Source organism: Acidovorax sp. (genome assembly GCF_046291265.1).
GTDB lineage: Bacteria > Pseudomonadota > Gammaproteobacteria > Burkholderiales > Burkholderiaceae_C > Acidovorax.
The window spans coordinates 21,024-47,913 of record NZ_JBKBTV010000030.1; the positions used below are offsets into that span (position 1 = coordinate 21,024).

25 protein-coding genes and 3 tRNA genes are annotated in these 26,890 nt (G+C 62.3%); 10 read left to right on the forward strand and 18 right to left on the reverse strand.

Translation table 11 applies throughout. From position 1 onward, the window contains the following. Positions 1-71 precede the first annotated feature (71 nt). The 3 genes from ACK41V_RS12945 to ACK41V_RS12955 all read left to right on the forward strand — a co-directional run bounded on the left by ACK41V_RS12945 (position 72) and on the right by ACK41V_RS12955 (position 2,913). Positions 72-1,376 carry a TRAP transporter large permease gene (locus ACK41V_RS12945; RefSeq protein WP_409782942.1) on the forward strand — a complete coding sequence of 435 codons (1,305 nt, stop codon included), beginning with the start codon at positions 72-74 and terminating at the stop codon, positions 1,374-1,376. Positions 1,377-1,496: 120 nt separating this feature from the next. Beyond that, entirely contained in the window at positions 1,497-1,880 is a 384-nt protein-coding gene (crcB, locus tag ACK41V_RS12950; protein ID WP_409782944.1) for a fluoride efflux transporter CrcB, read from the forward strand. A 169-nt stretch (positions 1,881-2,049) separates the two neighbouring features. Continuing rightward, positions 2,050-2,913, forward strand: coding sequence for a TIGR00730 family Rossman fold protein (locus ACK41V_RS12955; protein WP_409782946.1), 864 nt, complete (start codon positions 2,050-2,052; stop codon positions 2,911-2,913). Positions 2,914-2,948: 35 nt separating this feature from the next. On the opposite strand, the gene ACK41V_RS12960 is transcribed toward ACK41V_RS12955, so the two are convergent. From ACK41V_RS12960 to ACK41V_RS13000, 9 genes are all read right to left on the reverse strand, one after another. Continuing rightward, positions 2,949-3,953: a FecR domain-containing protein gene (locus tag ACK41V_RS12960; protein ID WP_409782948.1), complete on the reverse strand. Its 1,005-nt coding sequence runs from the start codon at positions 3,951-3,953 to the stop codon at positions 2,949-2,951. An 11-nt stretch (positions 3,954-3,964) separates the two neighbouring features. Continuing rightward, the gene (locus ACK41V_RS12965; RefSeq protein WP_409782950.1) at positions 3,965-5,257 is read right to left on the reverse strand and encodes a hypothetical protein; all 1,293 of its coding nucleotides are present in this window, start codon (positions 5,255-5,257) and stop codon (positions 3,965-3,967) included. A 178-nt stretch (positions 5,258-5,435) separates the two neighbouring features. Then, complete coding sequence (locus ACK41V_RS12970; protein ID WP_409782952.1) at positions 5,436-6,620, reverse strand: MFS transporter; 1,185 nt, start codon at positions 6,618-6,620, stop codon at positions 5,436-5,438. After that, entirely contained in the window at positions 6,617-8,437 is a 1,821-nt protein-coding gene (gene rmuC / locus ACK41V_RS12975; RefSeq protein ID WP_409782954.1) for a DNA recombination protein RmuC, read from the reverse strand. The genes ACK41V_RS12970 and rmuC overlap by 4 nt, the downstream gene beginning before the upstream one ends. Positions 8,438-8,502: 65 nt before the next feature. Further along, a complete protein-coding gene (locus ACK41V_RS12980; protein ID WP_409782956.1) occupies positions 8,503-9,516 on the reverse strand; it encodes a 2-hydroxyacid dehydrogenase in 1,014 nt (337 codons plus the stop codon). A gap of 170 nt (positions 9,517-9,686) precedes the next feature. Beyond that, the gene (locus tag ACK41V_RS12985) at positions 9,687-11,099 is read right to left on the reverse strand and encodes a sodium:proton antiporter (RefSeq protein ID WP_409782958.1); all 1,413 of its coding nucleotides are present in this window, start codon (positions 11,097-11,099) and stop codon (positions 9,687-9,689) included. A gap of 118 nt (positions 11,100-11,217) precedes the next feature. Further along, complete coding sequence (pncB, locus tag ACK41V_RS12990) at positions 11,218-12,438, reverse strand: nicotinate phosphoribosyltransferase (protein ID WP_409782960.1); 1,221 nt, start codon at positions 12,436-12,438, stop codon at positions 11,218-11,220. A gap of 229 nt (positions 12,439-12,667) precedes the next feature. Further along, positions 12,668-13,174, reverse strand: coding sequence for an acyl-CoA thioesterase (locus tag ACK41V_RS12995; protein ID WP_409782962.1), 507 nt, complete (start codon positions 13,172-13,174; stop codon positions 12,668-12,670). Next, a complete protein-coding gene (locus ACK41V_RS13000; RefSeq protein WP_409783005.1) occupies positions 13,171-14,109 on the reverse strand; it encodes a histone deacetylase in 939 nt (312 codons plus the stop codon). Before ACK41V_RS13000 ends, ACK41V_RS12995 begins: the two co-directional genes overlap by 4 nt. Before the next feature lie 235 nt (positions 14,110-14,344). Between ACK41V_RS13000 and ACK41V_RS13005 the strand changes: the two genes are divergently transcribed. Continuing rightward, a complete protein-coding gene (locus ACK41V_RS13005; protein WP_409782964.1) occupies positions 14,345-14,893 on the forward strand; it encodes a phasin family protein in 549 nt (182 codons plus the stop codon). Positions 14,894-15,057: 164 nt separating this feature from the next. On the opposite strand, the gene ACK41V_RS13010 is transcribed toward ACK41V_RS13005, so the two are convergent. Further along, positions 15,058-15,222, reverse strand: coding sequence for a hypothetical protein (locus tag ACK41V_RS13010; protein ID WP_409782966.1), 165 nt, complete (start codon positions 15,220-15,222; stop codon positions 15,058-15,060). Between ACK41V_RS13010 and ACK41V_RS13015 the strand changes: the two genes are divergently transcribed. Together ACK41V_RS13015 and ACK41V_RS13020 are read left to right on the forward strand one after the other, a co-directional pair. Further along, a complete protein-coding gene (locus tag ACK41V_RS13015; RefSeq protein ID WP_409782967.1) occupies positions 15,221-16,273 on the forward strand; it encodes an extracellular solute-binding protein in 1,053 nt (350 codons plus the stop codon). The genes ACK41V_RS13010 and ACK41V_RS13015 overlap by 2 nt on opposite strands. A 123-nt stretch (positions 16,274-16,396) precedes the next feature. After that, positions 16,397-17,155 carry a 3-hydroxyacyl-CoA dehydrogenase gene (locus ACK41V_RS13020; RefSeq protein ID WP_409782969.1) on the forward strand — a complete coding sequence of 253 codons (759 nt, stop codon included), beginning with the start codon at positions 16,397-16,399 and terminating at the stop codon, positions 17,153-17,155. Positions 17,156-17,319: 164 nt separating this feature from the next. Here the strand turns inward: ACK41V_RS13020 and ACK41V_RS13025 are convergent. From ACK41V_RS13025 to folC, 8 genes are all read right to left on the reverse strand, one after another. After that, positions 17,320-17,396, reverse strand: a tRNA-Asp gene (locus tag ACK41V_RS13025). Between the two features lie 51 nt (positions 17,397-17,447). After that, positions 17,448-17,523 (reverse strand) — tRNA-Glu (locus ACK41V_RS13030). 36 nt (positions 17,524-17,559) lie between these two features. Next, a tRNA-Ala gene (locus ACK41V_RS13035) sits at positions 17,560-17,635 on the reverse strand. A gap of 65 nt (positions 17,636-17,700) precedes the next feature. Continuing rightward, positions 17,701-19,122, reverse strand: coding sequence for a glutamate--tRNA ligase (gene gltX / locus ACK41V_RS13040; RefSeq protein ID WP_409782971.1), 1,422 nt, complete (start codon positions 19,120-19,122; stop codon positions 17,701-17,703). A gap of 108 nt (positions 19,123-19,230) precedes the next feature. Continuing rightward, positions 19,231-20,736 carry an amidophosphoribosyltransferase gene (gene purF / locus ACK41V_RS13045; RefSeq protein ID WP_409782972.1) on the reverse strand — a complete coding sequence of 502 codons (1,506 nt, stop codon included), beginning with the start codon at positions 20,734-20,736 and terminating at the stop codon, positions 19,231-19,233. A gap of 78 nt (positions 20,737-20,814) precedes the next feature. Then, the gene (locus ACK41V_RS13050) at positions 20,815-21,303 is read right to left on the reverse strand and encodes a CvpA family protein (protein ID WP_409782974.1); all 489 of its coding nucleotides are present in this window, start codon (positions 21,301-21,303) and stop codon (positions 20,815-20,817) included. Between the two features lie 39 nt (positions 21,304-21,342). Further along, a complete protein-coding gene (locus ACK41V_RS13055) occupies positions 21,343-22,182 on the reverse strand; it encodes an SPOR domain-containing protein (protein ID WP_409782976.1) in 840 nt (279 codons plus the stop codon). A 47-nt stretch (positions 22,183-22,229) separates the two neighbouring features. Continuing rightward, positions 22,230-23,552 (reverse strand): bifunctional tetrahydrofolate synthase/dihydrofolate synthase, encoded by a 1,323-nt coding sequence (folC, locus tag ACK41V_RS13060; protein ID WP_409782978.1) that lies wholly within the window; start codon positions 23,550-23,552, stop codon positions 22,230-22,232. A gap of 48 nt (positions 23,553-23,600) precedes the next feature. Between folC and ACK41V_RS13065 the strand changes: the two genes are divergently transcribed. From ACK41V_RS13065 to argG, 4 genes are all read left to right on the forward strand, one after another. Continuing rightward, positions 23,601-23,987 (forward strand): arsenate reductase, encoded by a 387-nt coding sequence (locus ACK41V_RS13065; protein ID WP_409782980.1) that lies wholly within the window; start codon positions 23,601-23,603, stop codon positions 23,985-23,987. 136 nt (positions 23,988-24,123) lie between these two features. Continuing rightward, positions 24,124-24,786 (forward strand): glycine zipper 2TM domain-containing protein, encoded by a 663-nt coding sequence (locus ACK41V_RS13070; protein WP_409782982.1) that lies wholly within the window; start codon positions 24,124-24,126, stop codon positions 24,784-24,786. Between the two features lie 190 nt (positions 24,787-24,976). Continuing rightward, the gene (locus tag ACK41V_RS13075) at positions 24,977-25,294 is read left to right on the forward strand and encodes a pyrimidine/purine nucleoside phosphorylase (protein ID WP_409782984.1); all 318 of its coding nucleotides are present in this window, start codon (positions 24,977-24,979) and stop codon (positions 25,292-25,294) included. An 84-nt stretch (positions 25,295-25,378) separates the two neighbouring features. After that, entirely contained in the window at positions 25,379-26,716 is a 1,338-nt protein-coding gene (gene argG / locus ACK41V_RS13080) for an argininosuccinate synthase (RefSeq protein ID WP_409782985.1), read from the forward strand. The last annotated feature ends 174 nt before the right edge of the window (positions 26,717-26,890 follow it).

Genomic DNA, 26,890 nt, shown 5'->3' on the forward strand with positions numbered 1-26,890 from the left:
GGCCTGTCGCCTGTTGCCCCTCGCCGCTCCCCAATCAACACCACCAACCCACACCCTGCAGGCCCCCGACCATGAGTGATCTCGCCATTACCGGCTTGCTGGTGCTTTCGCTGTTCCTGATTCTGGGCAGCGGTGTGTGGATCGGGCTCACGCTGTCAGGCGTGGCGTGGATCGGCATGCAGTTGTTCTCTTCGCGCCCCGCGGGTGATGCCATGGCGGTGACCATCTGGGGGTCGGCATCGAGCTGGACGCTCACGGCCCTGCCCCTGTTCATCTGGATGGGCGAGATTCTGTTTCGCACCCGCTTGTCGCAAGACATGTTCAAGGGCTTGGCGCCCTGGGTTCAGTTGCTGCCAGGGCGTTTGCTGCACACCAACGTGGTGGGTTGCACCATCTTTGCAGCGGTGTCGGGGTCAAGCGCCGCTACCTGCGCGACCATCGGCAAGATGACGCTGCCCGAGCTGACCCGCCGCGGCTACCCGGAGAACATGGTGGTCGGCACGCTCGCTGGCGCCAGTACGCTGGGCCTGCTGATCCCGCCATCGATCATCATGATCGTGTACGGGGTATCGGCTGAGGTGTCGATCTCGCAGCTGTTCATTGCCGGCGTGCTGCCGGGCATTCTGCTGGCAGCGCTGTTTTCGGGCTACATCATCGTCTGGGCACTGCGCAACCCCGACCAGGTGCCTGCCGCGGACCGCAGCATGACCTTTGCAGAGAAACTGTCCGAGTCGCGAAGCCTGATCCCGGTGGTGCTGCTCATTGCCGCGGTGCTGGGCTCGATCTACACGGGCTTTGCAACCGCCACCGAAGCCGCTGCAGTGGGTGTAGTCGGCTCCCTGGTGCTCTCAGCCGTTCAAGGCTCCATGAGCTGGGGCACATTCAAAGACTCGCTCATGGGTGCCACTCGGTTGTACTGCATGATCGCGCTCATTCTCGCGGGCGCCGCCTTTCTGACGCTGTCCATGGGCTACATCGGGCTGCCCCGCCATCTGGCCGAATGGATTGCCTCGCTGGGGTTGAACCAGGCGCAGCTGATCGCCGCACTGGCCGTCTTCTTCATCATCCTGGGCTGCTTCCTGGATGGCATCTCCATGGTGGTACTGACGATGGGTGTACTCATGCCAACGGTGCAGGCCGCAGGCATCGACCCGATCTGGTTCGGCATTTTTGTGGTGCTGGTGGTCGAGATGGCACAGATCACGCCCCCCGTGGGCTTTAACCTGTTTGTGCTGCAAGGCATGACCGGGCGCCAGCTACCCTGGATCGCCAAGGTCGCGCTGCCCATGTTCTTGCTGATGTGCGCTGCTGTGGCCCTGATCTACATCTTCCCTGGCATCGTCACCTGGCTGCCGCAGCAGATGTCGGCGCGCTGAAACCTGGCGCGGCCCATCGGCGGGACGCCAACAGGGGCAGCCCGCAGCGAGGGCGTCTTCCCACCAGGGGAGGACACGAAGCGGTTCAGAAGCCGCCATTCTTTCAGCGACAATCGCCCGATGCTGAACGTCCTCGCCATCTGCATCGGTGCCTCTGTGGGCGCGCTGGCGCGTTGGCGCCTGGGTTTGTGGCTCAGCCCCGGCGGCACGATCCCCTGGGGCACGCTGGCGGCCAACCTCATCGGCGGCTATCTGGTGGGACTGTGCGTGGCAACGTTCCACGCCATGCCCCAGCTGGACCCCGTGTGGCGCCTGGCACTGGTCACCGGGTTTCTAGGCGCCCTCACCACGTTCTCCAGCTTTTCTGCCGAAGTGGTGCAGATGCTGATGGCGCAGCGCTACCTTGCGGCCGTGGGCACCACCGCCCTGCATTTGGTGGGCTCCCTCGGCCTGACCGTGCTGGGCTTGCAAACCGCTTCATATTTGATAGCATCCCGCGCTTGATGGAATTGCGCTAGAGGCCATTTTCGTATTAAACCGCTCTCTCCCTGCATTCGAAGCAATCCGCTGAAGACCCTGCAAAACGTCCCTACCTGCCTTCCCCGTCTTCGCGGTTTTGCGCTTCGCCCCTCCTCCTCTTCTTCTTCAACCCCACTGACACCGCGAGCCTTCCATGGAAGCCAACACCCAACTGAACGACAGCCGTCTGGCCGATGCCTGGGCAGAACTACAAAGCCATGCGGCGGGCGGCAACCCACTGCACGCCGACGCTTATCGCCTTGCGTTTGCCGACCCGGAATTTTTGCTCCGCCGCGAGACGCGGGGCATCCGCTTTCAGCTGGAAATGCTCAAGCCCGACCTGGGCCAAGCCGAACAAGGCATTGAAAACACGGTGGTGGTGTACGGCAGCGCCCGCTTTGTGGCGCCCGACGAAGCCGCCGCCCAGTTGGCCGAGGCCGAAGCCAGCGGCGATGAAGTCCGCCTGCAACGCGCCCACCAGGCCGTGCGCAACGCCCGCTACTACGACCTGGCCCGCCAGTTTGGGCGGGTGGTGGCCAAACACAGCGAACACCAGCCGCCGGCGGACCGCATCTACATCTGCACCGGCGGTGGCCCCGGCATCATGGAGGCCGCCAACCGCGGCGCGCATGACATGGGCGCCCTCAACGTGGGCCTGAACATTGCGCTGCCCCACGAACAAAGCGGCAACCGGTTTATTTCACCGTCATTGAGCTTCAAGTTCCACTACTTTGCACTGCGCAAGATGCACTTCATGATGCGCGCCAAGGCCCTGGTGGCCTTCCCCGGCGGCTTTGGCACGCTGGACGAGCTGTTTGAAGTGCTCACCCTGGTGCAGACCAAAAAAGCCAAGCCCGTGCCCATCGTGCTGTTTGGCACGGACTACTGGAAGCGCCTGGTCAACTTCGAGGTGTTGGTCGAAGAAGGCACGATCTCCGCCCAAGACCTGAAGCTCTTCCACTACACCGATGACCCGCAGGAAGCGTGGGAGCTGATCAAGTCGTTCTACCAACTGTGATCCGCAGCGCCTGTCCACCCGCCCATTGAAACCGCTCAGCGGATGATGGGCGGTGGCGGAGGAACCGCGATCGGCGGCAGCACAAAAATGGGCCGCACGATGGGTGGCAACACAAAAATGGGCGGCCGCACCACTGGAGGCGTCGTAGGCGGTGCCGCAGTGGGCGGTGGCGTCGTGGTGGGCGGTGTTGTCTGACCTGGAGGCCGTGTTGTGGGCGGAGTGGTCGGCGTGGGTGTACCTGTGACCGGCGGCGGCGCAGGCACAGACGGATCGAATGGCCCTGGTGGCGGGACCGGCACTGGTGCAGGCGTTGGCACAGAGGGCGCTGGTGGGGGTGGAGGCACGGGGACAGGCGGCGGCTCCGGCACCGTGGGGTCCGGTGTTACCCGTTCACCACCGCCTATTTGCTCGCCCGCGGCAAACGGCACGGGTGGCGGTGGCAACGGCAGCACGGCCCGTGTGTGGGTGTAAAACGGCAATTGACTGCTAGACACCACACGCACCGATTCACCGGCCTTCACGCCCACGCAGCCTGCCTCGGTACACACCTCGATTTCATCCTGCTCCCCGGACACCACCAGTTCACCCTGGTCATTGAACGCCACCAAAAAGGCCGAGCCGCGAATGCCCACCACGGCCGTTGGTGTGGTGACCTTGTAGTTTTGCGGATTGCGTTTGCCGATCAGGCCCGTCACAGCGCGCATGCCGCCTCGCAGCAGGCTGACCGCAAAATTCTCCTGGGCCGGGTCGCCCGTATCAGCGTAGCGGGTCACGGTGAATTGCGAATCCGGGTACAGCGCCACCAGGCCGCCGTCCGAGAAACGGATTTGCGCACGGCCGCCCGCACCCGTCACGACCACGTCGCCGCTTTCTACCTCGGACCCTTTCGTGGCTGCTGCCACCACAGCACCACGGCGCAGTTGCACATCCCCCGTCGCGAACTGCACGGACCCGGCGGCGGCCAGCCCTTGCACGGGCCAGGCGGCCACCATGGCCATCCATAGCGCGAGCCGGGAAGAAGGAAAATTGGATTGCTGCATCACGGACTCCCTCAGAACTCACGCCGTACGGTGACGGAAAAAACACGGCGGTCGTAGTCGGTGATGGGCAATGTGGAGTCATTGCGCGTCAACGCCCATTGGGGTGTGATCCGCCACCCCGGGGCCGGAAGCCACGATGCCCCCAGCACCCAATGCGCCTGCCGGTCACGCCGCGTGACGCCAAAGAAAGGATCCACCGCTCCGTAATTGCGTCGCTCGTAGTTAAGGTGCGTGAAAGCAGCCCATTGGGTGCTGATCGCCCATTGCACCCCACCCCGCAGGCCCACCAGGTCGTGCCCCAGGTTGTCCACCCCGGTGGCCTTGGGCGCCTCTTGCCCGGCATAGAGCCCTGCATAAAAAAGACTGCCATTGCGCAGGACGTGAATGTAGGAGGTTCCACCCACCGTGCGGCGCGCGTCCCGCAGCGTTTGTGTGGGGTAGCGCAGCCCCTGCACCTGCAAAAACGTGTCCCACTGGCGGAATCCGTCGATGCGGTAAATCCATTCGCCCAACACGCCGCCAATGTTGCGCAGGGTGTCGCCGTCCAACCGGTACGTAGCGCCTTGTGCGCTCAGCATCCATTCGTGGCGCTCTATGCGGTAGGCCACCCCGGCATTCACATCCAGCTGGTCACTGTCATGGGGCTTGCCGGCGTTGGAGTGCCCGCGCACCTCAGCCGTTGCGGCGCCAATCAGGGACCACCGCGCATCCAGCACATGCCGACCCCGCACATTGCCCGACAAGGCCGCGTACGAGGCGCGTTGTCCATCGGCACCGGGCTGAAGCGTCCAGGGAGGTGTCCCGGGCGGTGAAAGCGCGGGGGCGTTCAGCCCGGGCCCGGCGTTCACGTTGGAGTCGCGGCCCAGCGTGACATCCACGTACCCTTTCCACGTGGACCGCCCTTCGTGGCCCATGCGGTCGTAAGACACCAAAAACTGGTCAATGCTGAGCGCGGCGTCCACAGGAATGGCGCGGGCGCGCGCTTGCTCAGACAACGCCAGCACTGCTTTGCGGTCGCCAACGGCATGCAGCGCCCGGGCCAGCTCCAGTTGGGCGACCGCATTGTCTGGCTGTGCGGCCACCACACGCTCCCAGGCCATGATCGACCGGCTGTATTGGTGTGCGGCAAAGGCGGTACGGCCCATGGCCTCGTCAAATATCGGGTCGCCGGCTCGGCGGGACTCCTGTGCGTCCAGCAACTGAAATGCCCGCAGGGCGTCGCCTTGCTGCACCAAGGACTGCGCCTGGTTCACCAGATCGTCGGCATGGCTGAGCGACCAAGGCACCATACACAGCAATGGCACCAGTAACAGGTGCCGTGCAGGCCGTAAAACCCTTTGAATGCGCATAGCAGCCCCCCTTGTCGATCCCGGGAATTTACTCCTTTTCGACCCTTTTGCTCACCCCCCATTTGCCCTATCAGCGGCGCAGCAACAGCTGCCCCGGCACCACGGCACTGGTCAAAACCCGATCAAGGGCACATCAATGGTGTGTGTCGACCTTGCTTGCAGGCCCCATTCGCCAAGCCATGCGCGCCCCAGCCCCCACCGAGGCGCCCACCACCCAGAACAGCCCGCCCACGCCCATCACCGCGCCCGCGGTACCAAACAGCATGGGCATGAGCACGCTGGACGCATTGATGGCCATGAGGCGCAGGCCCAGCGCCTCGCCATGGCGGTGGGACGGCGTGATCTGGTGCAGCAAACTCATCACCATGGGCTGCACAGAGCCCAGCGCAAAACCCAGCAGCACCGAACACAGCCCCATGCCCAGGGCGCTGCTCAGCAAGGGGTACACCCCAAACAACACGGCAGTCACCACCATGGCACCGGAGACCACCACCCGCTCGCGCAGGCGCTCGGCCACCATCGGCATCAGCACGCGGATCACCGCGGCCGCAATGGCAAACGCGCCCAGGATGGAGCCGATGACCGACGCGGACAAACCGCGCTCGTGCCCCAGCAGCGGCACCACAAAGGTGTGTACGTCCCAGCACGATGACAGCAGCCAGTTCACGATCAGCAGGCGGCGAAACGGCGGCTCGTTCATCAAATCCCACGCACGCTGGGGCGGGCCGCCTGCCGCGGCAATCACTGGCGGCAGCTCCACCGTGTCGCGCACCCAAAACCAAGTCAGCAAGGGCAGGATGGCCATCAGCGCAAACGCGGCGCGATAGCCCTCGGTGCTACCCGCCGCGCTGCCTGCATGGTCAATCATCAGCCCCGCGCAGAACGGCCCAATGAAGTTGGACACCGCAGGGCCAATGGCCAGCCAGCTGAACACCTGCTTGAGCTGGGTGGCGTCGTGCGCCGCGCGGCCCACATGGCGCTGCAGCGCAATGGTGGCAGCGCCGGTGGCGCCCCCGGTCATCAGTGCGGCCAAGCACAACACCGGGAAAATGGGCAAAGCCAACGCCAGTGCGGCGCCCGCTGCGGCCAGAGCCACCGAATACCCCACGGGCCGTTTGAGACCATGGCGGTCCGCATACCGCCCTGCAGGCAGCGCCAGAAACACCTGCGTCAACGCGAACAGCGCCAGCAACACGCCCACGGCCGCCGCGCTGTAGCCCTCACGCAGCGCCAGCAGCGGCGCAGCCAGGCGCATGCCCGCCATGCAGGCGTGGATGCAGACTTGCCCAAGGATCAACCGGGCCAGCGCCCAGTTCACGGCAGGTCGTCCTCGGGGTCCAACCCCGGCAACGCGTCGGCCTGCAGGCCCGCCAACGGGACAGCACTGTCGGGCGCGGGCAAGTCCTGCACGTCCCGCAGACGCTTCTGGATGGCGCGGGTGCGCACGCCCACCTCGTCAAACTTCTTGGCGGCAGCGTCGATGGATTTTTTGGTGGCTTCGACCACGTCGCCAAACTTGGCGAATTCGGTCTTCACGCTGCCCAGCAGGCTCCACACCTCGGACGAGCGCTTTTCAATCGCCAAGGTCTTGAAGCCCATCTGCAGGCTGTTGAGCATGGCCGCCAGGTTGGCTGGGCCCGTGATCATCACGCGGCAGTCGTTTTGCACGGCTTCGACCAAACCCGGGCGGCGCATCACCTCGGCAAACAGGCCCTCGGTGGGCAGGTACAGCACGGCAAAGTCGGTGGTGTGCGGCGGCGAGACATATTTGGCAAAGATCTTTCGCGCTTCGAGCTTGATGGAGGTCTCGAACGCATTGCCAGCGGATGCGATGAGCAGCTTGTCGGCCGCGTCCTGGGCGTCCATCAGCCGCTGGTACTGCTCCACCGGGTACTTGGAATCAATCGGCAACCACACTGGGTGTTCGTCGCTTTTGCCGGGCAGCCGGATCGCAAATTCCACCAACTCGTCGCTGCCCGGCACCGTCTTGACGTTGCGCGCGAACTGGTCGGGCGTGAGCACGTTGTCGATGATCGCGCCCAGCTGCATTTCGCCCCAGGTGCCGCGCGATTTCACGTTGGTCATCACGCGCTTCAAATCGCCCACGCTGCCTGCCAGGGTCTGCATTTCACCCAGGCCCTTGTGCACCTGTTCGAGCCGGTCGCTCACCAGCTTGAAGGATTCGCCCAGGCGCTGCTCCAGCGTAGCGTGCAGTTTTTCATCCACGGTGCGGCGCATTTCTTCGAGCTTGGTGGCGTTGTCGGCCTGCATGGCGCCCAGCCGCTCGTTGAGCGCGGTGCGCAGTTGTTCGGCGTTGTGCTGGCTGCCTTGCACCAGCCCGGCGAGCTGTTGCGACACAGCATCTTGCAGCACCGAGAACTGGTTTTTGATCTGATAGCCATTGGCTTCGAGCTGGTCTTTGAGTGCGGTGGACATGCTGCCCAGCTGCGTCTGGATGTCGCCCTTGAGCGAGTCGAGCGTGACGCGGGTCGTGGCCTGCAGCGCTTCAAAACGCTCCTGGATGCGCTTTTCAAACAGCGCCGCGCTTTCGCCCATGGCCTCGCGGGACTTGACGCTTTCTGCGGCCAACGCGCCCGTGGTGGCGGTGAGTTCGGTGCGAAATCCGATGAGCGTGTCTGACAGCTCTTTGCGCGCAGCGGCCGAGTCGGCCTGGCCCTGCGCCAGGTGGGCGAGCAGCGCCTTGCTGCTTTCTTCCAGCCGTCCCGCCACGGCCTGCTGCAAGCCGTCAAAGCGCTGGGCCATCGACGCATCCAGCGCCGTCTGGCGCTGCTCCAGCCGCGCCTCGAAAACGCCAAACGCGGCCAGCAGCTCGGCCCGGCCATTGCGCGATTCGGCTACCGCCTGGGCCAGGCGTTCGTCCACGGCGTGGCGCAAGGCCTCCAGTGTGTGTTGGGTGGTCTGGGTAAAACCACCCAGCTGCTTGGCCAGCGCATCCATGGCGCCATCGTTTTTGGCCACCGCCAGCTGCGTGGCCCGCGTGGTGTTCTCCACGGCGTGCAGGCGCGCCAGCCATTCGGGCGGCAGGTCCACCGCAGACCGCCGCACCAGCAGAACCACCAGCAAAATCACCACCAAAGCCAAGGTGGCCAGCAATACAAGCGTGTCAGTAGTCAAGGCTGGTTACTATTATTTTTATAGCTATCAGCGCTTTATGGATAAGCGCTAGAGGCCAATTTCATTCAAATTTTCGATGTCAGCGTGCGCGCGCGGGCGGCTTCGGCGGCAGGCGTGTTCACCGGTGTCAGCGCGCCACGGCCATCAAAAAACGCAATCAGGTTGTCGGCCGCCAAGTCGGCCATGGCGCGGCGTGTGGACACGGTGGCGCTGGCGATGTGCGGGGTCAGCACCACGTTGGGCACGGTCAGCAGGTCGGGATGCACGCTGGGTTCGCCCTCAAACACGTCCAGGCCTGCAGCGGCAATGCGTTGCTCGCGCAGGGCCACGGCCAGCGCAGCGTCGTCCACAATGCCGCCGCGCGCAATGTTGATCAGCGTGGCCGTCGGCTTCATCAGCGCCAGCTCGGCGGCGCCGATGGTGTGGTGCGATGCCGCGCTGTAAGGCACGACCAGCATCACATGGTCTGCAGTGCGCAGCAGCTCTTCTTTGCTGACATAGCGGGCCTTGCATTCGGCTTCCAGTTCTGCCGACAGCCGCGAGCGGTTGTGATAAATCACCTTCATGCCAAAACCATGCGCGCCGCGTTTGGCAATGCCCTGGCCGATGCGCCCCATGCCGATGATGCCCAGCGTACTGCCGTGGATGTCGCTGCCCGCAAACATGTCGTAGCTCCACTTGGTCCATTGGCCTGCGCGCAGGTAATGTTCGCTTTCCGTCATGCGGCGTGCGGTGGCCATCAGCAGCGCAAAGCCGAAATCGGCGGTGGTTTCGGTCAACACATCGGGCGTGTTGGTGCCCTGCACGCCCGCGGCCGTCATGGCGTCGACATCAAAGTTGTTGTAACCCACGGCCATGTTGGCAACGATCTTGAGGCGCGGCGCGGCGGTCAGCAAATCGGCGTCGATGCGCTGGCTGCCGGTGGTAAACGCGCCGTCTTTATCGGCCAGGCGCGCGGCCAGTTCGGCAGGGCTCCAAATGGCGTCTTCGGGGTTGTCCTCAACGTCAAAGTGCTGGCGCAGGCGGTCCACGATGTCGGGGAAGATCGCGCGCGCGACCAGGATGCGGGGTTTGCTCATAAATCTTCAATCTCCGATGTATTGATAAGGCCTGCGCACCATACAACTGGCGCGGCCCAAGCCAGCGGCCGCCGTGCAAGGGCCGCCCCGCCGCACTGGCGGCGTCCCCCTTCCCATCGCGTAGCGATGAGAGAAGGGGGAAGCGGCAAAGCCGCTCAGGGGGTTGTTCACTACCTAAACCAGATGAAAGTCATCACCACAAACAACGGCACCAGAATGCCGCACGACCACAACAGGTAGCCAAAGAAACTCGGCATCTTCACGCCCCGGTCTTCGGCAATGGCCTTGACCATGAGGTTCGGGGCGTTGCCAATGTAGGTGTTGGCGCCCATGAACACAGCACCCGCCGAGATGGCGGCCAGCGTGGGGGCCAGTGTGGTCATCAGCACGGCCGGGTCACCGCCCGCGGTGTTGAAGAACACCAGGTAGGTTGGCGCGTTGTCCAAGAAGGAACTGAGCGCGCCGGTGGCCCAGAAGTACATCGCCGGGTCGGGCGTTCCGTCGGCGCGGGTGACGGCGGATACCACCGCGCTGAAGGGGCCGTTGATGCCCGCCTTGAGCATCGCAATGACCGGAATGATCGTCAGGAAGATGCCTGCAAAAAGCTTGGCCACCTCCTGCATGGGGGCCCAGCCGAACTGGTTGTCGTCGTGCACCTTTCGGGGCGTGAGCCACAGCGACAGGAACGTGACGCCAATCAGGCCCAGGTCGCGCACGATGCCGGGCAAACCCGCTTCGGTGCCCGCGATGTTGAACACCACGGTGGACTTCCAGAAGCCGCTGATGAGCACCAGCGCCACCACGGCGCCCAGCAGCGCAAAGTTGACCTTGCCATCAAAGCCGATGGCTCGGCTGTCGGGGGTGGGGTCGGCCCTGGACGTTTCGCCATTGCGGCGGTAGTACCAGGAGTCCAGCGCGTAGAAGATGACCAGCAGCGCGGCGACCAGAAAAAGCGTCTCCTGATAGATGTGGCTCACCGTCCAAAAAAAGTCCACGCCCTTGAGGAAGCCCAGGAACAGTGGCGGATCGCCCAGCGGCGTGAGCGAGCCCCCGGCGTTGGACACAATGAAAATGAAGAACACCACGACGTGCGCCACATGCTTGCGGTTGTCGTTGGCACGAATCAGCGGGCGGATCAACAGCATGGACGCACCCGTGGTGCCCATGAAGCTGGCGAGCACGGCGCCAATGGCCAGGATGGCCGTGTTCAGCCCCGGGCTGCCATGCAGGTTGCCACGGATGTAGATGCCACCCGCCACCGTGAACAGGGCGGTGAGCAGGATCACGAACGGGATGTACTCTGCCAGCAGCGCATGCGCCAGACTGACACCCGCCACGCCCGGGCCGAAGGTGATGGCAAACGGCACCAGAAACGCCAGCCCCCAGGCGGCGGCGACCTTGCCGAAATGGTGGTGCCAGAAGATGGGCGCCAACAGCGGCATGAGCGCAATCGACAGCAGGATGCCCGCAAACGGCACGCCCCACAACACGGACAGCGTGCTGCCGTCGATATCCGCCGCCATGGCCCAGCCAGGCATCACCGCCAGAAGACCGGCCAGAACCAGGCCGCGCGAGAATTTCATGGGTTTTGTCTCCATCTAGTTTTCAAACCATCCAGGCGCCGGAGCCAACGCACCGCAACGCCCCTCCCGTTCATTCCGCCGGGCCCAGCGCCCCCACGGCACACAAACACGCACGCAGCTACAGCGTCGAAGGAATGTCGAACACCTGGCGCAGATACGCCAGGTACTTCTCGTCGTCGCACATGCCTTTGCCGGGCGTGTCCGACAGCTTGGCCACGGGCTGGTCGTTGCAGCGGGTCATCTTGATCACGACCTGCAGCGGCTCGTGCGCAGGCGCGCTGCCCAGGTCGTTGGTCAGGTTGGTGCCAATGCCAAAGGCCAGCTGGCAGCGGCCGCGGAACTGCTGGTACAGCTCGATGGTGCGCGGCACCGTCAGCGCGTCGCTGAAGATCAGCGTCTTGGTCAGCGGGTCGACGCGGTTCTTGCGGTAATGGTCCAGCAAGCGCTCGCCCCAGGCAAACGGGTCGCCGCTGTCGTGGCGGGCACCATCAAACAACTTGCAAAAATAGAGGTCAAAGTCGCGCAAAAAGGCGCTCATGCCATACACGTCCGACAGCGCAATCCCCAGGTCGCCGCGGTATTCCTTGGCCCACATCTCAAACCCAAATACTTGGCTGTCGCGCAGACGGGGGCCGAGCGCCTGGCAGGCCTGCAAATATTCGTGCGCCATGGTGCCCAGGGGTGTCACGCCCAGCTTCATGGCATACAGCACGTTGCTGGTGCCCGCAAACTGGCCCGGGCCCGCGGGCGAACCCGGTCGGCGGTCGCCGGTGCCCAGGCGGGCCACCAGCACGCGCAACACCTCTTCGTGCCACGCGCGGCTGAAGCGCCTGCGGGTGCCGTAATCGGCAATCTTGAGGTCCGACAAGCCATCGGCCTGCAGCTGGCTGATCTTGGTATCCAGGCGGCGGCGGCCTTCGGGGAAGTCTGGCACCTTCTGTGTGTTGCGAAAGTAGACCTCGTTCACGATGGCCAGCACCGGAATCTCGAACAGGATGGTGTGCAGCCACGGGCCGCGGATGTTGATGTCGATCTCGCCGTTGGGCTGCGGCGTGACGGTGATGTACTTCTCGTTGAGCTTGAACAGCCCCAGAAAGTCCACGAAGTCGCTCTTGATGAAGCGCATCGACCGCAAGTACGTCAGCTCGGCATCCTGAAAATGCAGGCTGCACAGCGAACGGATCTCGTCGCGGATCTCGTTCACAAACGGCGCCAGCTGCACGCCGGGGTTGCGGCACTTGAACTTGTATTCGACCTGCGCCCCCGGAAACTGGTGCAGCACCACCTGCATCATGGTGAACTTGTACAGGTCGGTGTCGAGCAGGCTGGTGATGATCATGGACAGGGCTGGCCTCAGAACATGCGTGCGGTGTCTGCGGGCCGCAGGCGGGGCAACAAAGCCGCAAAGTGTAGGCCATCACGGGCTGCGGCGCAGGGCACGCACGCAGACTGCGCGCCACAAGCTCGGCCACATGTGTGGGCAGAATTTTTCAATCCAAAACAGGCTCTAGCGCTTATCCAGTAAGCGCTACCAGCTATCAAAATAATCAAATCCGTGGTGTAACGCCTCAGCCCGCGACCACCAGGGCCTGCAGCACCTGGCGCAGCGCGTCGGGCACCGGCACGGGCCGGCGCGTCGCGCGGTCTACGTACACGTGAATGAAATGCCCTGCCGCCGCGCTGAGCGCTTCGCCCTGTGCGAACAGACCCACCTCGTAGCGCACGCTGGAGCCACCCAGCCGCGCCACGCGAATGCCTGCCTCCACCGTCTGCGGAAATGCCAGCGGCGCAAAGTAGTTGCACTGGGTTTCGATCACAAGACCAATGGTTTCGCCCGCATGGATGTCGAGCACGCCCTGATCGATCAGGTGGGCATTCACCGCGGTATCGAACCAGCTGTAATACACCACGTTGTTCACATGGCCGTACACATCGTTGTCAGACCAGCGCGTGGTGATTTGCCGAAACACCGGGTAGGCGCTGCGGGGCTGTGGGGCCGGGCGGGCCTGAACAACGAGAGGCGAGGGGTTGGATGACGAAGGGACGGATGGGGAGGTGCTGGCGGGCGATGTCATGGCCGCACATTCTGCCAGCGCTGGTGGTACTCCAGCGCTACCCGCCAGGTGGTGAGCTGGGCCTGCAAGGTGTCTTCCAGGTCGCGTCCGTAGCCACCAGCCATGGCGAAGGCCAGCGGAATGCGCCGCTGCCACGCCCAGTCAAAAACGCGCCGGTCACGGGCCTCCAGGCCATCGTGGGTCACGGCCAGGCGGCCCAGGCGGTCGCCTTCGTGCGGGTCCGCACCCGCCAGATAAAACACCAGACCGGGCGAGAACCGCTGCTCCAGCGCATCAAGCGCGTGCTCCAGCGCCTGCAGGTACGCGTCGTCATTGCAGCCGTCGGGCAGTTCGACATCAAGGTCGCTGGGCTCCTTGCGAAACGGAAAGTTGCGCGCACCATGCACGGACAGGGTGAACACGCTCTCGTCCGTCTGAAAGATGTGGGCTGTGCCGTTGCCCTGGTGCACATCCAGGTCAATCACCGCCACCTTGAGCGGTTTCGCCTGCCCGCCCTGCCCCCGTGCCCATTCGGCTTGCATCAGCCGCGCAGCCACCGCCACGTCGTTGAACACACAAAATCCGCTGCCCTTGTCGGCATAGGAATGGTGAGTGCCACCCGCCAAGTTGCCCGCGACGCCCTGCGCCAACGCGTCGCGGCTTGCGGCCACCGTGGCGCCCACCGAGCGCCGCGCGCGTTCGGCCATGGCCTCGCTCCAAGGGAATCCAATCTCGCGCTGAGCGGCTGGCGACAAGGTGCCGGAGGCAACCGCATCGATGTAGCCGGATGTGTGGGCCAGCGCCAGTTCGGCGTCAGATGCGGGCAGCGCCACCTGCATGGCCACGCCCGGCAGTTGCTGGCTGATGCGGTCGCGCAGCAAGCGGTACTTGGCCATGGGGAACCGATGGCCCTCCGGCAAGGGAAGGACAAAATGGTCTGCGTAATACGCATTCAGCGAGGCATTCAGTGCGTCATTCATCAAGGCTTGCATGACGCAATTGTGGCAAGCCCCGGTTTCTGGGTGATCACCCCTAATTTGCTGCAGCGCAACAAAAAGCCCTTGCAATACCGCACCAAGTCCCTAAAATTCGATCCATGCTGCACTGCAACATGACTTTACCGAGTCAGGGCCAGCGCAGATGTCTGTAAGCCACCTTGCCCCTTGGGGCACCATTTTTAGGAGATATGACATGTCGCTGACCGCAGAACAAATCCTGGCATCCCACAAAGCCAACATCGAAACCCTGTTTGGCCTGACCACCAAGGCTTTCGAAGGCGTCGAAAAGCTGGTCGAACTGAATGTGACCGCTTCGCGCGCTGCTTTGTCGGAAGCCTCCACCCACACCCAGGCTTTCCTGGGCGTGAAGGACGCACAAGAACTGCTGGCTCTGCAAGCTGGCCTGTTCCAGCCCCTGGCTGAAAAAACCGCTGCCTACAGCCGTCACCTGTATGACATCTCTTCGGGCACCGCCGCCGAGTTCGGCAAGGCTTTCGAAGGCCAGGCAACGGATGCACAAAAGGCATTCACCAACCTGGTAGACAGCGCCGCCAAGAACGCCCCCGCCGGTTCCGAAACCGCTGTGGCCGTGATGAAGAGCGCCGTCTCTGCCGCCAACAACGCTTTTGAATCGGTTCAAAAGGCCGTCAAGCAAGCGTCTGACGTGGCTGAAGCCAACTTCAACGCTGTTGCCAGCACTGCTGCCAACGCCGCCAAGACCGCGGCTCCCCGCAAGCGCTAAGCCCACCGTTGGTTTCTCGCGATCTGGAGTGCAGACTCTAGGTGGCGTTCAGGGAATACCCTGATAATTCAACCCACGCGCTGCAGACACCGTCTACAGCGCCCCAGTTGTCTCCTTGGATCCTCTCGAAACCCCCGTTTCAAGGATCCTTTTAAAGCCCGGTTTTACGACCGGGCTTTTTTTTGCCTGACGTTTTCTGAAGCTGTTTTGGCGCCTTGCGCCAGATCAAATTCCCTCGGCAAAACCCGGGCTCCGAAAAAGACTTTAACAAGAATAATTCGTGTTTGCTTTATCATCGCCGCAGTTTCAACCTTGAAAGATGCATCCATGTCGAAGACCGTGAAAGCCTTGCTGAGCGCTTGTGTTCTGGCCGCCACTGCGGGCACCGTGAATGCCCAGGACCAAGTGGTCAACCTCTACTCGGCCCGCCACTATTCCACGGACGAAGCGCTGTATTCTGGTTTCACCAAAGCGACCGGCATCAAGATCAATCGCGTGGATGCGGACGACGCGGGCATTCTGGCCCGCCTCAAGGCAGAAGGCTCTGCGTCGCCTGCCGACGTGATCCTGCTGGTCGACGCAGCCCGTCTCTACAAGGGCGAAGTCGATGGCTTGTTCCAGCCCATCCAGTCCAAGGTGCTCAACGATGCTATTCCTGCCAATCTGCGCAGCGCACCTGCGGCAGACGGAGGTGTCGCGTGGTTTGGCCTGTCTACCCGCGCACGCGTGATCGTCTACAACAAGGTCAAGATGCAGAAGTCGGATGTTGCCACCTACGAATCGCTGGCCGATCCCAAGAACAAGGGCAAACTCTGCATCCGCTCTGGCTCCCACCCCTACAACCTGAGCCTGTTTGGTGCAGTCACCGAACACATGGGTGAGCAAAAAGCCGAAGCCTGGCTCAAGGGCATGGTGGCCAATCTGGCGCGCCCACCCAAAGGCGGAGACACCGACCAGATCAAGGCGGTGGCAGCTGGAGAATGCGACATTGCCGTCACCAACAGCTACTACTTGGCCCGCATGATGCGCTCCAACAAACCCGAAGATGTGGCCGTGGTGAACAAGGTCGGTGTGGTGTTTCCGAACCAAGAAACTTGGGGCACGCACCTGAACATCGCCGGTGGCGCCGTAGCCAAGCATGCCAAGAACCAGGCCAATGCGGTCAAGTTTCTGGAATACCTCGCCAGCCCCGAAGCACAGAACTATTTTGCCAACGGCAACAACGAGTGGCCCGCAGCCAAGGGCGTCACCCTGGACAACCCCGCCCTCAAATCCATGACGGGTGGCCAACCCTTCAAGAGCGAGACCATCCCGATCAGCGCGGTGGGTGCCAACACGACCAAGGTGCAGCAAATGCTGGACCGCGTAGGCTTCCAATAAGCGTTCTCTCGCTTCCGCCCTCTTTCAAAGCCCGGCCCAGTCCGGGCTTTTTTACGCCTGCAGCGCACATGGCAGATACGCGATAATTGACGTTTACGTTAACGTCACTACAGGAGACAGACCATGGAAATCAAGGGCAAGGTTTTTATCGTGACCGGCGGCGCATCGGGCCTGGGCGAAGGCACAGCTCGCATGCTCGCGGCGCAAGGCGGCACCGTCGTTATTGCCGACATGCAAGCTGAAAAAGGCGAAGCCGTGGCCAAAGAAATTGGCGGGGCGTTTGTGAAGTGCGATGTGAGCAACGAGGCCGATGGCCAGGCTGTGGTGGCCAAGGCCGTGTCCATGGGCAAGCTGATGGGACTGGTGAACTGCGCTGGCATTGCGCCCGCAGAAAAAACGGTGGGCAAAAATGGCGCCCATGCATTGGCGGTTTTCAGCAAAACCGTCACCGTAAACCTGGTCGGTAGCTTCAACATGATCCGCCTTGCCGCAGATGCCATGTGCAAGAACGAGCCAGAGTCCACGGGCGAACGCGGTGCGTTGATTTCCACGGCGAGTGTGGCAGCCTATGACGGCCAGATCGGGCAAGCCGCCTATTCGGCGTCCAAAGGCGGAATTGTGGGCATGACCTTGCCCATCGCCCGGGACTTGGCCCGCAACGGCATCCGCAACATGACCATCGCCCCCGGTATTTTTGGCACTCCCATGTTGTTTGGCATGCCCCAGGAAGTACAAGACGCGCTGGCCGCTGGCGTGCCCTTCCCGAGCCGCCTGGGTACGCCGCAGGACTACGCCAAGCTGGTGAAGCACATTTTTGAGAACGACATGCTCAACGGCGAGGTGATTCGCCTGGACGGCGCCATCCGCCTGGCACCGCGCTAAGCATATTTGCTATTTTATTTATAGCTTTTAGCGCTTTACCAGTAAGCGCTGGAGGCTATTTTTATGTAAATTTCACAGCATGGACAGTTGTAGTTGTTGGAACCACCTCTATCTGGCAGACATAAAAAAACCGCTGCAGCCTTGCGACTGCAGCGGTGGATGACTGGCGGAGTGGACGGGACTCGAACCCGCGACCCCCGGCGTGACAGGCCGGTATTCTAACCAACTGAACTACCACTCCTGGCAGGCAGCTTTTGCTTGTGTCTTTCAACACAAACCAAGCGCTACAACTTGGCGACCCCACGGGGATTCGAACCCCGGTACTCACCGTGAAAGGGTGATGTCCTAGGCCTCTAGACGATGGGGTCAAAACCTTGGAACTAACCGTATCTATCAACAAACTTTGGTGGAGGTAAACGGGATCGAACCGATGACCTCTTGCATGCCATGCAAGCGCTCTCCCAGCTGAGCTATACCCCCACTTAATGACAACCTACACACTGTGTTTGTCATCATCATCTGAGCCTTGAATTATAGACAGATTTTTAGTGGTTTCGCAAACGCGCTACAACTTTTTCACGTCCGACCAGTTCCAGTACAGCGTCGACCGACGGCGTGTGGGCCGTGCCAACCGTCAGAACCCGCGCGGGCATGGCCAGTTGGGGCATCTTGAGCCCCTGGGCTGCGAGCACCTGTTTGAACGCCGCACTGATGGACGCCTTGTCCCATTCGCACACCGCCAGCGCATCGGCCAATGCATGCAGCGCAGGCGCAATCGCCGCGGTAACGTGCTGGGCACGCTCGGCGTCCACCGGGGTTACGTCACCGTAGAACACCTGCGCCCAGTTGGCCAACACCACCGTGGTGTCGCAGCGATCCTTGAACAGCGCGCAGATGCGGGGAAGGCGCCCGTCTGCAAGTTCTGATGCACCCACACCCCGCTGTTGCAATTGCGGCGCCACCAGCGCCGCCAGAGTGTCATCTGCCATCACCTTGAGATGCTGGGCGTTCACCCAACGCAACTTGGCTTCGTCAAACTGCGCCGCACTGCGACCCAGGTGGTCCAGGTTGAACCACTGCAGGAACTGTTCGCGGCTGAAGATTTCGTCATCGCCATGGCTCCAGCCCAAGCGTGCCAGGTAATTCACCATGGCGTCGGGCAAATAGCCCTCCTCGCGGTACTGGGTGACGGGCTTGGCGCCGTTGCGCTTGCTCATCTTCTCACCCTGCTCGTTCAGCACCGTAGGCAGGTGGGCGTAGATAGGCGGCTCTTTACCCAGCGCCTTGAAGATGTTGATCTGCCGCGGCGTGTTGTTCACATGGTCATCGCCACGAATCACGTGGGTGATCTCCATGTCGATGTCGTCAACCACCACGCAGAAGTTGTAGGTGGGGGTTCCATCAGGGCGCGCAATCACGAGGTCATCCAGTTCGTCATTGCTGATTTCAATGCGGCCCTTGACCTTGTCCTCCCACGCCACCACGCCACCCTGCGGGTTTTTGAAACGCAGCACGGGTTGCACACCGTCGGGCACAGTCGGCAGGGTCTTGCCATTTTCGGGGCGCCAAGTGCCGTCGTAACGGGGTTTCTCTTTGGCCGCCATCTGTTTCTCGCGCAGCGCATCGAGTTCGGCCACGCTCACGTAACAGGGATACACATGGCCCGCAGCCTGCAGATCGGCCAGCACGGCCTTGTAGCGCTCCATGCGCTGCATTTGATAGAAGGGACCTTCGTCATGGTCGAGCCCCAGCCATGCCATGCCTTCGATGATCACGTCCACCGCCGCCTGGCTAGACCGCTCCAGATCGGTGTCCTCGATGCGCAGGATGAAATCCCCGCCCGTGGCCCGCGCAAAGGCCCAGGGGTACAGCGCCGAGCGAATGTTGCCCAGGTGGATAAAGCCGGTGGGAGACGGAGCAAAACGGGTCCGTACGCGGCCCGCATTGGAAGCAGTGGTTTCAGTCATAACAATAAGTTCTGGCCCCTTGCGGGGCCAGCTTCAAAATTCAGTCAATCGGAGAGACGATGGGGCATTTGCCATCCACAGCCCTCAAAGCCATTTAACCCGCTGCGGTCAAGCCTCTTGTGCGTTCGGAAGTGCCAGGCGAGACGTATCTTCCTCGCCCTCTTCCACCCCCACACGCCCTTCATTCAGCCGGGCAATGCCCTCGGCGGTGATATCACCGGTCACGTAGACCCCATCGAAACAGGAGGCATCAAACCCCACGATGGAGCTGTTGAGCGCACCCACCGCTTTTTTCATGCCATCCACATCCTGGTAGATGAGCGCGTCGCAGCCAATCGCCTGGCGAATTTCTTCCACCGTGCGGCCATGGGCCACCAGCTCGCTGCTGGTGGGCATGTCGATACCGTACACGTTGGGGTAGCGCACCGGCGGTGCGGCGCTGGCAAGGTAGACCTTGCGGGCGCCGGCATCGCGGGCCATCTGCACAATTTCGCGGCTGGTCGTGCCGCGCACGATGGAGTCATCCACCAGCAGCACATTGCGGCCCTTGAACTCGCTGGCGATTACGTTGAGCTTCTGGCGCACCGATTTCTTGCGTACGCCCTGCCCCGGCATGATGAAGGTACGGCCCACATACCGGTTTTTGACAAAACCTTCTCTGTACGGAATACCTAACAAATGCGCGAGTTGGGTGGCGCTGGGGCGGCTTGACTCGGGGATCGGGATGATCACATCGATCTCGTTGGGCGGCACGGTGGACACCACGCGCTTGGCCAGGGCCTCGCCCAGGTTCAGCCTTGCTTGATAGACCGAGATGCCATCCAGCACCGAATCGGGCCGTGCCAAATACACAAACTCGAAGATACAAGGGTTGAGCTGAGGGTTGTCGGCGCACTGGCGCGCGTGAATCTTTCCATCCAGCGTAATGAAAATAGCTTCACCAGGATCGATGTTGCGATCAAACACCTGCGAGGTGCCCTCAAGCGCCACCGATTCACTGCCCACCATCACCGTACCGTCCTGGCTGCGGCCCATGGACAACGGGCGGATGCCGTGCGGGTCCCGAAACGCCAGCAGGCCGTGGCCCGCGATGAGAGCGATGACGGCGTACGAACCCTTGATGCGCTTGTGCACGGCGCGCACCGCGGTAAACACATCTTCAGGCTGCAGGGGCACGCCGCGCGTGGAACGCTCCAGCTCGTGCGCGAACACATTGAGCAGCACTTCCGAATCACTGTCGGTGTTGGTGTGGCGGTGGTCTGTCTGGAACAGCTCCGTGCGCAGCTCGCGGGCGTTGGTCAGGTTGCCGTTGTGCACCAGCACGATGCCAAACGGTGCATTCACGTAGAACGGCTGGGCTTCCTCTTCGCTGTAAGCGTTGCCCGCTGTGGGGTAACGCACCTGGCCCAGGCCCACATTGCCGGGCAGCGCGCGCATGTTGCGCGTGCGGAACACGTCACGCACCATGCCCTTGGCCTTGTGCATGAAGAACTTGCGGCCCTGCTGGGTCACGATGCCCGCCGCATCCTGGCCGCGATGCTGCAAAAGCAGCAGGGCGTCATAGATCAGCTGATTGACGGGCGCTGGACTGACGACGCCGACGATTCCACACATAGTTGTATTCCATCCGTTTGCGGGAACAGCCCCGCGGCAATCACACAACAGCAGCTTCTGGCCGCTGCCGCATCGACATCAAGAAGGCAGATGCCTACCAAATTCTTCCGGTAACGCCGGTTTCAAGCCCCTGAGCATTTCTGAGAGCACGGGAGCCGCTTGAGACTCTTGCCACCAAAGCGCCTCCTGCAGGGGTGTCAGGCCCACCACAACGGCGACTACGAGCAACAAAACCATGCCGCGCAACACCCCAAAAGCAGCGCCCAGCGTGCGATCTGCGGGACGCAACCCGATGGCGTCCACCAATTTTTTCCCTAGCCACGCGAAAAATCCGCACACAAATACCGCCGCGACAAACACCACCACAAAACCGGCGGCATAGCGCAGCGATCCTGCGGATTCACCCATCGGCAGCAGCTCTGCCATATCGGAAGCAAACCACTGCGCCACAAAAAAAGCAACGACCCAACCCACCAGAGACAACACTTCAAACACCAGACCGCGCCACGCACCGATCAGCATCGACGCCAGCAACACCGCCACAAAAACCCAATCCAGCGCAGCCATAGTGAGATAGCTTCTGCGGCGTGCGGATGCCAGTGTTTTTTAAAGCGTCAGGACAGACGCCGACAAGTCCAGCGACTTGATTCGCGCTGCCGCCTTGTCTGCCTCTGTTCGACTGGTGAAAGGCCCCACGCGCACCCGTGTGCGCTTGCCATCTTTGGTGTCCACCACCTGGGTATACGTTTTGAGCCCCGCCCGTTCTACCTTGGTACGGGCCTCGCGGGCTTTGTCGGCCTCGGCAAACGCACCCACCTGCACAATGAATCGGCCTTCCTCTGCCTGGCCAGACGCTGAAGCGTCCGCAGTGCGACCCTCCAGAAGCGCCCGCGCACGGGCTGCGTCGTCCGGCCGAACGGGCCGAGGTTCAGGCACCGGAGCAACGGCTGGCCTGGATTCAGGCCTTGCGTCGGGCCTGGATGCAGTCGTAGTTGGTGCTGCTGCAGCCACCGCAGGCGCAGGCCGGGACGCGGCAGGTCGCGCGCCTTGCACAAGCTCCTCGCCATCGGTAATACCGCTGCCGGCTGCACTGTTGGCATTGCGCGCGGGCGCCGGGCGCTGGTTCGCTGCGCTTGGCACCGCAGAGGCGGCCGGTGGAGCCACCGGAGCTTCCGCCACAGGCGCGGGCACCACCAGCGGGGCAACCTTGTTGCGGTCCGGGATTTCGATGGGAATATCGACAGGAATGGGCCGGGGCTGGGTGTCGAACAGCAGCGGAAACCCCACCACTCCCAGCAGCACCAGCACAGCGGCACCGATCAGGCGATGCCGGGCGCGCCGACGCATTACCTCGATGCTCTCGGCCTGCGAAGAGCGCGAGCGCTTGACCGGTTTTTCGGCCTGTTGTTCACTCTGACCGGGCCACCGAAACTTGAAAAATGCCATGGAGTAGAGACTCGTGCGGACCTGAGAACCTGTTGAAACCGGCTCTGTCAGCCCAGATGTTTAGCGTGCAAGCGGGGTGTTCCGTTGATCAGCACACCACCCACCGTGTAAAACGAGCCAAAGACCACGATTCTATCAGCGGGGTCTGCGGCAGCCACGGCTGCCTGCAGGGCTTGCATGGGGTCAGCGTGCAATGTGGACGTGACATCGCGCCGCCCCCCCGCCACCATCTGCACTGCGTTCCATTTTTGCTGCAGGGCTGCCGCAGTTTCGGCGCGCGCGGTCGGAAGATTGGTGAAATACCAGCGGTCCACCAGCGGCCCGACTTTGGCCAGCATGGGGGCCAGATCCTTGTCGGCCATGGCTCCGAATACTGCGTGGGTGGTGGGGAAGAAGCCCATCGCGTCCAGATTTGCCGTCAGCGCAGCCACCGAATGCGGGTTGTGCGCGACATCCAGCACCAGGGTGGGTTGCCCCGGGACGATCTGAAAACGACCGGGCAGCTCGACCATGGCCATGCCGTTGCGCACCGCCTGTGCGGTCACGGGAAGGCGGTCGCGCAGCGCCTCCAACGCTGCCAACACCCCCGACGCGTTGATCAACTGGTTGGCACCACGCAGTGACGGATACGCCAGCCCCGCATAGCGCCGACCTCGCCCGGCCCAGCTCCACTGCAGCTTGTCGCCCGAGACATTGAAATCACGCCCGAATCGCCACAGATCCGCCCCAATCTCGAGCGCATGGTCTGCCACGCTATGGGGCGCCATGGGGTCGCTCACGATCACGGGGCGGCCGGTGCGCATGATGCCGGCCTTCTCCCGGCCAATGGATTCACGGTCAGGGCCCAGGTATTCGATGTGATCAATGTCGATGCTGGTGATGATGGCGCAGTCGGCATCAATGATGTTTGTGGCGTCAAGGCGACCGCCCAGACCCACTTCGAGAATCGCCACATCCAGCTTCGAGTGGCTCATCAGCCGCAAGATGGCCAGGGTGGTGAACTCGAAGTACGTCAGCGATACTTCGTTGCCATTTAGGGTTCTAGCGCTCTCTACTGCTTCAAAGTTCGCTATTAAATCTGAAGCACTCACAATCTCGCCGTGAATACGGCACCGCTCTTCAAAGTGCACCAGATGCGGCGACGTGTAGACCCCGGTGCGGTACCCCGCCTGCAGCGCCACGGCCTCCAGCATGGCGCAGGTCGAACCCTTGCCGTTGGTGCCCGCCACGGTGATCACGGGGCATTCAAAACGCAGCGCCATGCGGCGCGCCACCTCGCTGACCCGGTCCAGGCCCATCTCGATGTTGTGGGGGTGCAGTTGCTCGCAGTGGCGAAGCCAGCCGTCCAGTGTGTGGGGTTTGATTTGCATACAGCCCGCAATTGTCGCCCACCCCAAAGTTCGGAGATGATGCGCGGCATGACAACCTCACTCATCACCGTCTACGGCATCCCCAATTGCGACACCGTGAAGAAGTCGCGCGCATGGTTCACGGAACAAGGCGTGGAGCACCAGTTCCATGATTTCAAGAAACAAGGCGTTCCGCCGGACCGGATCCCCGAGTGGATGGCCGCGGCAGGCTGGCAAAAACTCGTCAACCGCCAGGGCACGACCTGGAGAAAGCTGGACGCCGAAACCCAGGCCGCAGTCACCGATGAAGCGAGCGCCAGCGCTCTGATGCAAGTCCAACCCAGCGTGGTCAAGCGCCCGGTGGTGGAATGGACGCACCAGGGAAAGACCGCTATTTCGGTGGGATTTGCGCCTGAACAATGGCAAATCTGGCTGGATTCGTCGCGCAAAGCCTGAAATTGATCGCCAAGACCGGAGAAACCGCACAAATCTTTACGCAGATTTACGGCTTGCGGGCCCGCAATTGACGCGGCAGGCCTAAACTTTTCGACAGTCTGGTGCGTTATGTACCGACCCGCAAAGGAGTTCCTCCATGAAAAAGATCGTCATTTTTACCGCCATCGCTGCTGTCGCCACGCTGGCAAGCGCCCAAGAACAAGGTCGTGTGCTGTCGGCAACGCCTGTCGTCCAGCAGGTGGGCACGCCCCAGCAGGTTTGTGGCAATGAAACCGTGTACAGCGGCAATCGCACCAGCGGTGCGGGCGCGGTGATGGGAGCCATCGCTGGAGGTGCAGCCGGCAATGCCGTTGGCAAGGGCAGCGGCCGCGCCGCCGCCACGGCCATAGGTCTGATCGGTGGTGCCGTGATTGGCAACCAGATCGAAGGTGGCCAGCCGCAATACCAGAACGTGCAACGCTGCACGACCGAAACGTATTACGAAAACCGCACCGTCGGCTACGACGTGGTTTACGAATATGCCGGGCGCCAGTACACCACCCGCACCCAGTACGACCCGGGTCGCTGGATCCCGGTCAGCGTGCAGCCTTCCGGGCAGACCTACTCCACACAACCTGACCCTTACCCATCGCAAGGCGTTTACAGCCAGCCGGGTGTGGTCACCTCCACCTACCCGCCGCAGCCCGTCTACCAGCAACCCACCTATCCCACTTATGTGTCGCCGCCCGTCACGGTGATCGAGTACGGATATGACGGTGGCCGCCCCTACCCGCACCACCGCAACCCTTACTGGCGCTAAGCCCTCATGCCAGCAAGTCTGCTGATCTCGTGATCGGCAGATGGCGGCAAACAAACCAAGACAAGAGCCCTTCGGGGCTCTTTTTTTGAGTTCAAACCGGCCATCAAAGCTTGGCTTCGAATCCACCTGTAAGAACGCTGGGCCCCCTGCCCTAAAATCTCGGGTTTCCTCTAACCCTAGCTGCGCACCCATGACCACCGAAAAAATCGACGGCGTGTCCGTCACGACCCAGGCCAATGTGTACTTTGACGGCAAGTGCGTGAGCCACGGCATCACCTTTGCCGACGGCACGAAGAAGTCTGTGGGCGTGGTGCTGCCCGCTACGCTGACCTTCAACACCGGCGCGCCCGAGATCATGGAATGCGTGGCAGGCTCGTGCGAATACAAGCTCGATGGCACCGACGCCTGGGTGAAGTCTGCGGCGGGCGACCAATTCAGCGTGCCCGGCAACTCGAAGTTCGACATCCGCGTGACCGAGGCGTATCACTACATCTGCCACTTCGGTTGAGATTGACGGCCGAAATTTGACTGTTTTTGGCCTCTAGCGCTTATCCAATAAGCGCTAGCAGCTATCATTTTTTAAAAGCATTTCATGGCAACCATCCTCCAGAACCTCCCCCTCGGCCAAAAGGTCGGCATCGCATTTTCCGGCGGCCTGGACACCAGCGCCGCGCTGCACTGGATGAAGCTCAAGGGCGCTGTGCCTTACGCCTACACCGCTAACCTGGGCCAGCCCGACGAGCCCGACTACGACGCCATTCCCCGCAAGGCGATGGAATACGGCGCCGAAAAAGCCCGGTTGGTCGACTGCCGCACGCAGCTGGCCCACGAAGGCATTGCCGCCCTGCAGGCCGGTGCCTTCCACATCTCCACCGGCGGCCTGACCTACTTCAACACCACGCCCCTGGGCCGTGCCGTGACCGGCACCATGCTGGTGGCGGCCATGAAGGAAGACGACGTCAACATCTGGGGCGACGGCTCGACCTTCAAGGGCAACGACATCGAGCGTTTTTACCGCTACGGCCTGCTGACCAACCCGTCGCTCAAGATCTACAAACCCTGGCTGGACCAGCTGTTCATCGATGAGCTGGGCGGCCGTGCCGAGATGTCGGCGTTCATGACGCAAGCCGGCTTTGGCTACAAGATGAGCGCCGAGAAGGCCTACAGCACCGACAGCAACATGCTGGGCGCGACGCACGAAGCCAAGGACCTGGAGTTTTTGTCCAGCGGTATCCGCATCGTGAACCCCATCATGGGCGTCGCGTTCTGGAAGGAAGACGTCGCCGTCAAGGCCGAGGAAGTCTCGGTGCGCTTTGAAGAAGGCCAGCCCGTGGCACTGAACGGCGTGGAGTTCAGCGACCCCGTAGAGTTGATCCTCGAAGCCAACCGCATCGGTGGCCGCCACGGCATCGGCATGAGCGACCAGATCGAGAACCGCATCATCGAAGCCAAGAGCCGCGGCATCTACGAGGCCCCCGGCCTGGCCCTGCTGCACATCGCCTATGAGCGCCTGGTGACCGGCATCCACAACGAAGACACCATCGAGCAGTACCGCATGAATGGCCTGAAGCTCGGCCGCCTGCTGTACCAGGGCCGCTGGTTCGACCCGCAAGCCATCATGCTTCGCGAAACCGCCCAGCGCTGGGTGGCCCGCGCCGTGACCGGCACCGTGACGCTGGAATTGCGCCGTGGCAACGACTATTCGCTGCTCAATACCGAGTCGCCCAACCTCACGTACCACCCCGAGCGTCTGTCGATGGAGAAGGTCGAAGACGCGCCGTTCTCGCCGCTGGACCGCATTGGTCAGTTGACCATGCGCAACCTGGACATCGTGGACACACGCGACAAGCTGGGCGTGTACTCGCGCGCTGGCCTGCTGTCGCTGGGGGGCAATGCCGCCCTGGCGCAGCTGGAAAACGACCGCAAGTAAGCGGAGACGACGGAATGGAACGCTGGGATCGCCCAGCGCTTCAGACCATCTATTTTTAGATCGAAACAGCCTCTAGCGCTTATGCAGCAAGCGCTAACAGCTATTAAAAAATGAGCAAAGCCACCCAGCGGGTGGCTTTTTTCATGGTGGTGCGGTCTGCGCCCACCGAACCAC

Excerpts from the sequence above, each read along its gene's own strand:
- ACK41V_RS12945 (WP_409782942.1), top strand. The coding sequence starts at position 72 with ATGAGTGATCTCGCCATTACCGGCTTGCTGGTGCTTTCGCTGTTCCTG.
- crcB (WP_409782944.1), top strand. The coding sequence starts at position 1,497 with ATGCTGAACGTCCTCGCCATCTGCATCGGTGCCTCTGTGGGCGCGCTG.
- ACK41V_RS12955 (WP_409782946.1), top strand. The coding sequence starts at position 2,050 with ATGGAAGCCAACACCCAACTGAACGACAGCCGTCTGGCCGATGCCTGG.
- ACK41V_RS12960 (WP_409782948.1), bottom strand. The coding sequence starts at position 3,953 with ATGCAGCAATCCAATTTTCCTTCTTCCCGGCTCGCGCTATGGATGGCC.
- ACK41V_RS12980 (WP_409782956.1), bottom strand. The coding sequence starts at position 9,516 with ATGAGCAAACCCCGCATCCTGGTCGCGCGCGCGATCTTCCCCGACATC.
- ACK41V_RS12985 (WP_409782958.1), bottom strand. The coding sequence starts at position 11,099 with ATGAAATTCTCGCGCGGCCTGGTTCTGGCCGGTCTTCTGGCGGTGATG.
- pncB (WP_409782960.1), bottom strand. The coding sequence starts at position 12,438 with ATGATCATCACCAGCCTGCTCGACACCGACCTGTACAAGTTCACCATG.
- ACK41V_RS12995 (WP_409782962.1), bottom strand. The coding sequence starts at position 13,174 with ATGACATCGCCCGCCAGCACCTCCCCATCCGTCCCTTCGTCATCCAAC.
- ACK41V_RS13005 (WP_409782964.1), top strand. The coding sequence starts at position 14,345 with ATGTCGCTGACCGCAGAACAAATCCTGGCATCCCACAAAGCCAACATC.
- ACK41V_RS13015 (WP_409782967.1), top strand. The coding sequence starts at position 15,221 with ATGTCGAAGACCGTGAAAGCCTTGCTGAGCGCTTGTGTTCTGGCCGCC.
- ACK41V_RS13010 (WP_409782966.1), bottom strand. The coding sequence starts at position 15,222 with ATGGATGCATCTTTCAAGGTTGAAACTGCGGCGATGATAAAGCAAACA.
- ACK41V_RS13020 (WP_409782969.1), top strand. The coding sequence starts at position 16,397 with ATGGAAATCAAGGGCAAGGTTTTTATCGTGACCGGCGGCGCATCGGGC.
- gltX (WP_409782971.1), bottom strand. The coding sequence starts at position 19,122 with ATGACTGAAACCACTGCTTCCAATGCGGGCCGCGTACGGACCCGTTTT.
- purF (WP_409782972.1), bottom strand. The coding sequence starts at position 20,736 with ATGTGTGGAATCGTCGGCGTCGTCAGTCCAGCGCCCGTCAATCAGCTG.
- ACK41V_RS13050 (WP_409782974.1), bottom strand. The coding sequence starts at position 21,303 with ATGGCTGCGCTGGATTGGGTTTTTGTGGCGGTGTTGCTGGCGTCGATG.
- ACK41V_RS13055 (WP_409782976.1), bottom strand. The coding sequence starts at position 22,182 with ATGGCATTTTTCAAGTTTCGGTGGCCCGGTCAGAGTGAACAACAGGCC.
- folC (WP_409782978.1), bottom strand. The coding sequence starts at position 23,552 with ATGCAAATCAAACCCCACACACTGGACGGCTGGCTTCGCCACTGCGAG.
- ACK41V_RS13065 (WP_409782980.1), top strand. The coding sequence starts at position 23,601 with ATGACAACCTCACTCATCACCGTCTACGGCATCCCCAATTGCGACACC.
- ACK41V_RS13070 (WP_409782982.1), top strand. The coding sequence starts at position 24,124 with ATGAAAAAGATCGTCATTTTTACCGCCATCGCTGCTGTCGCCACGCTG.
- ACK41V_RS13075 (WP_409782984.1), top strand. The coding sequence starts at position 24,977 with ATGACCACCGAAAAAATCGACGGCGTGTCCGTCACGACCCAGGCCAAT.
- argG (WP_409782985.1), top strand. The coding sequence starts at position 25,379 with ATGGCAACCATCCTCCAGAACCTCCCCCTCGGCCAAAAGGTCGGCATC.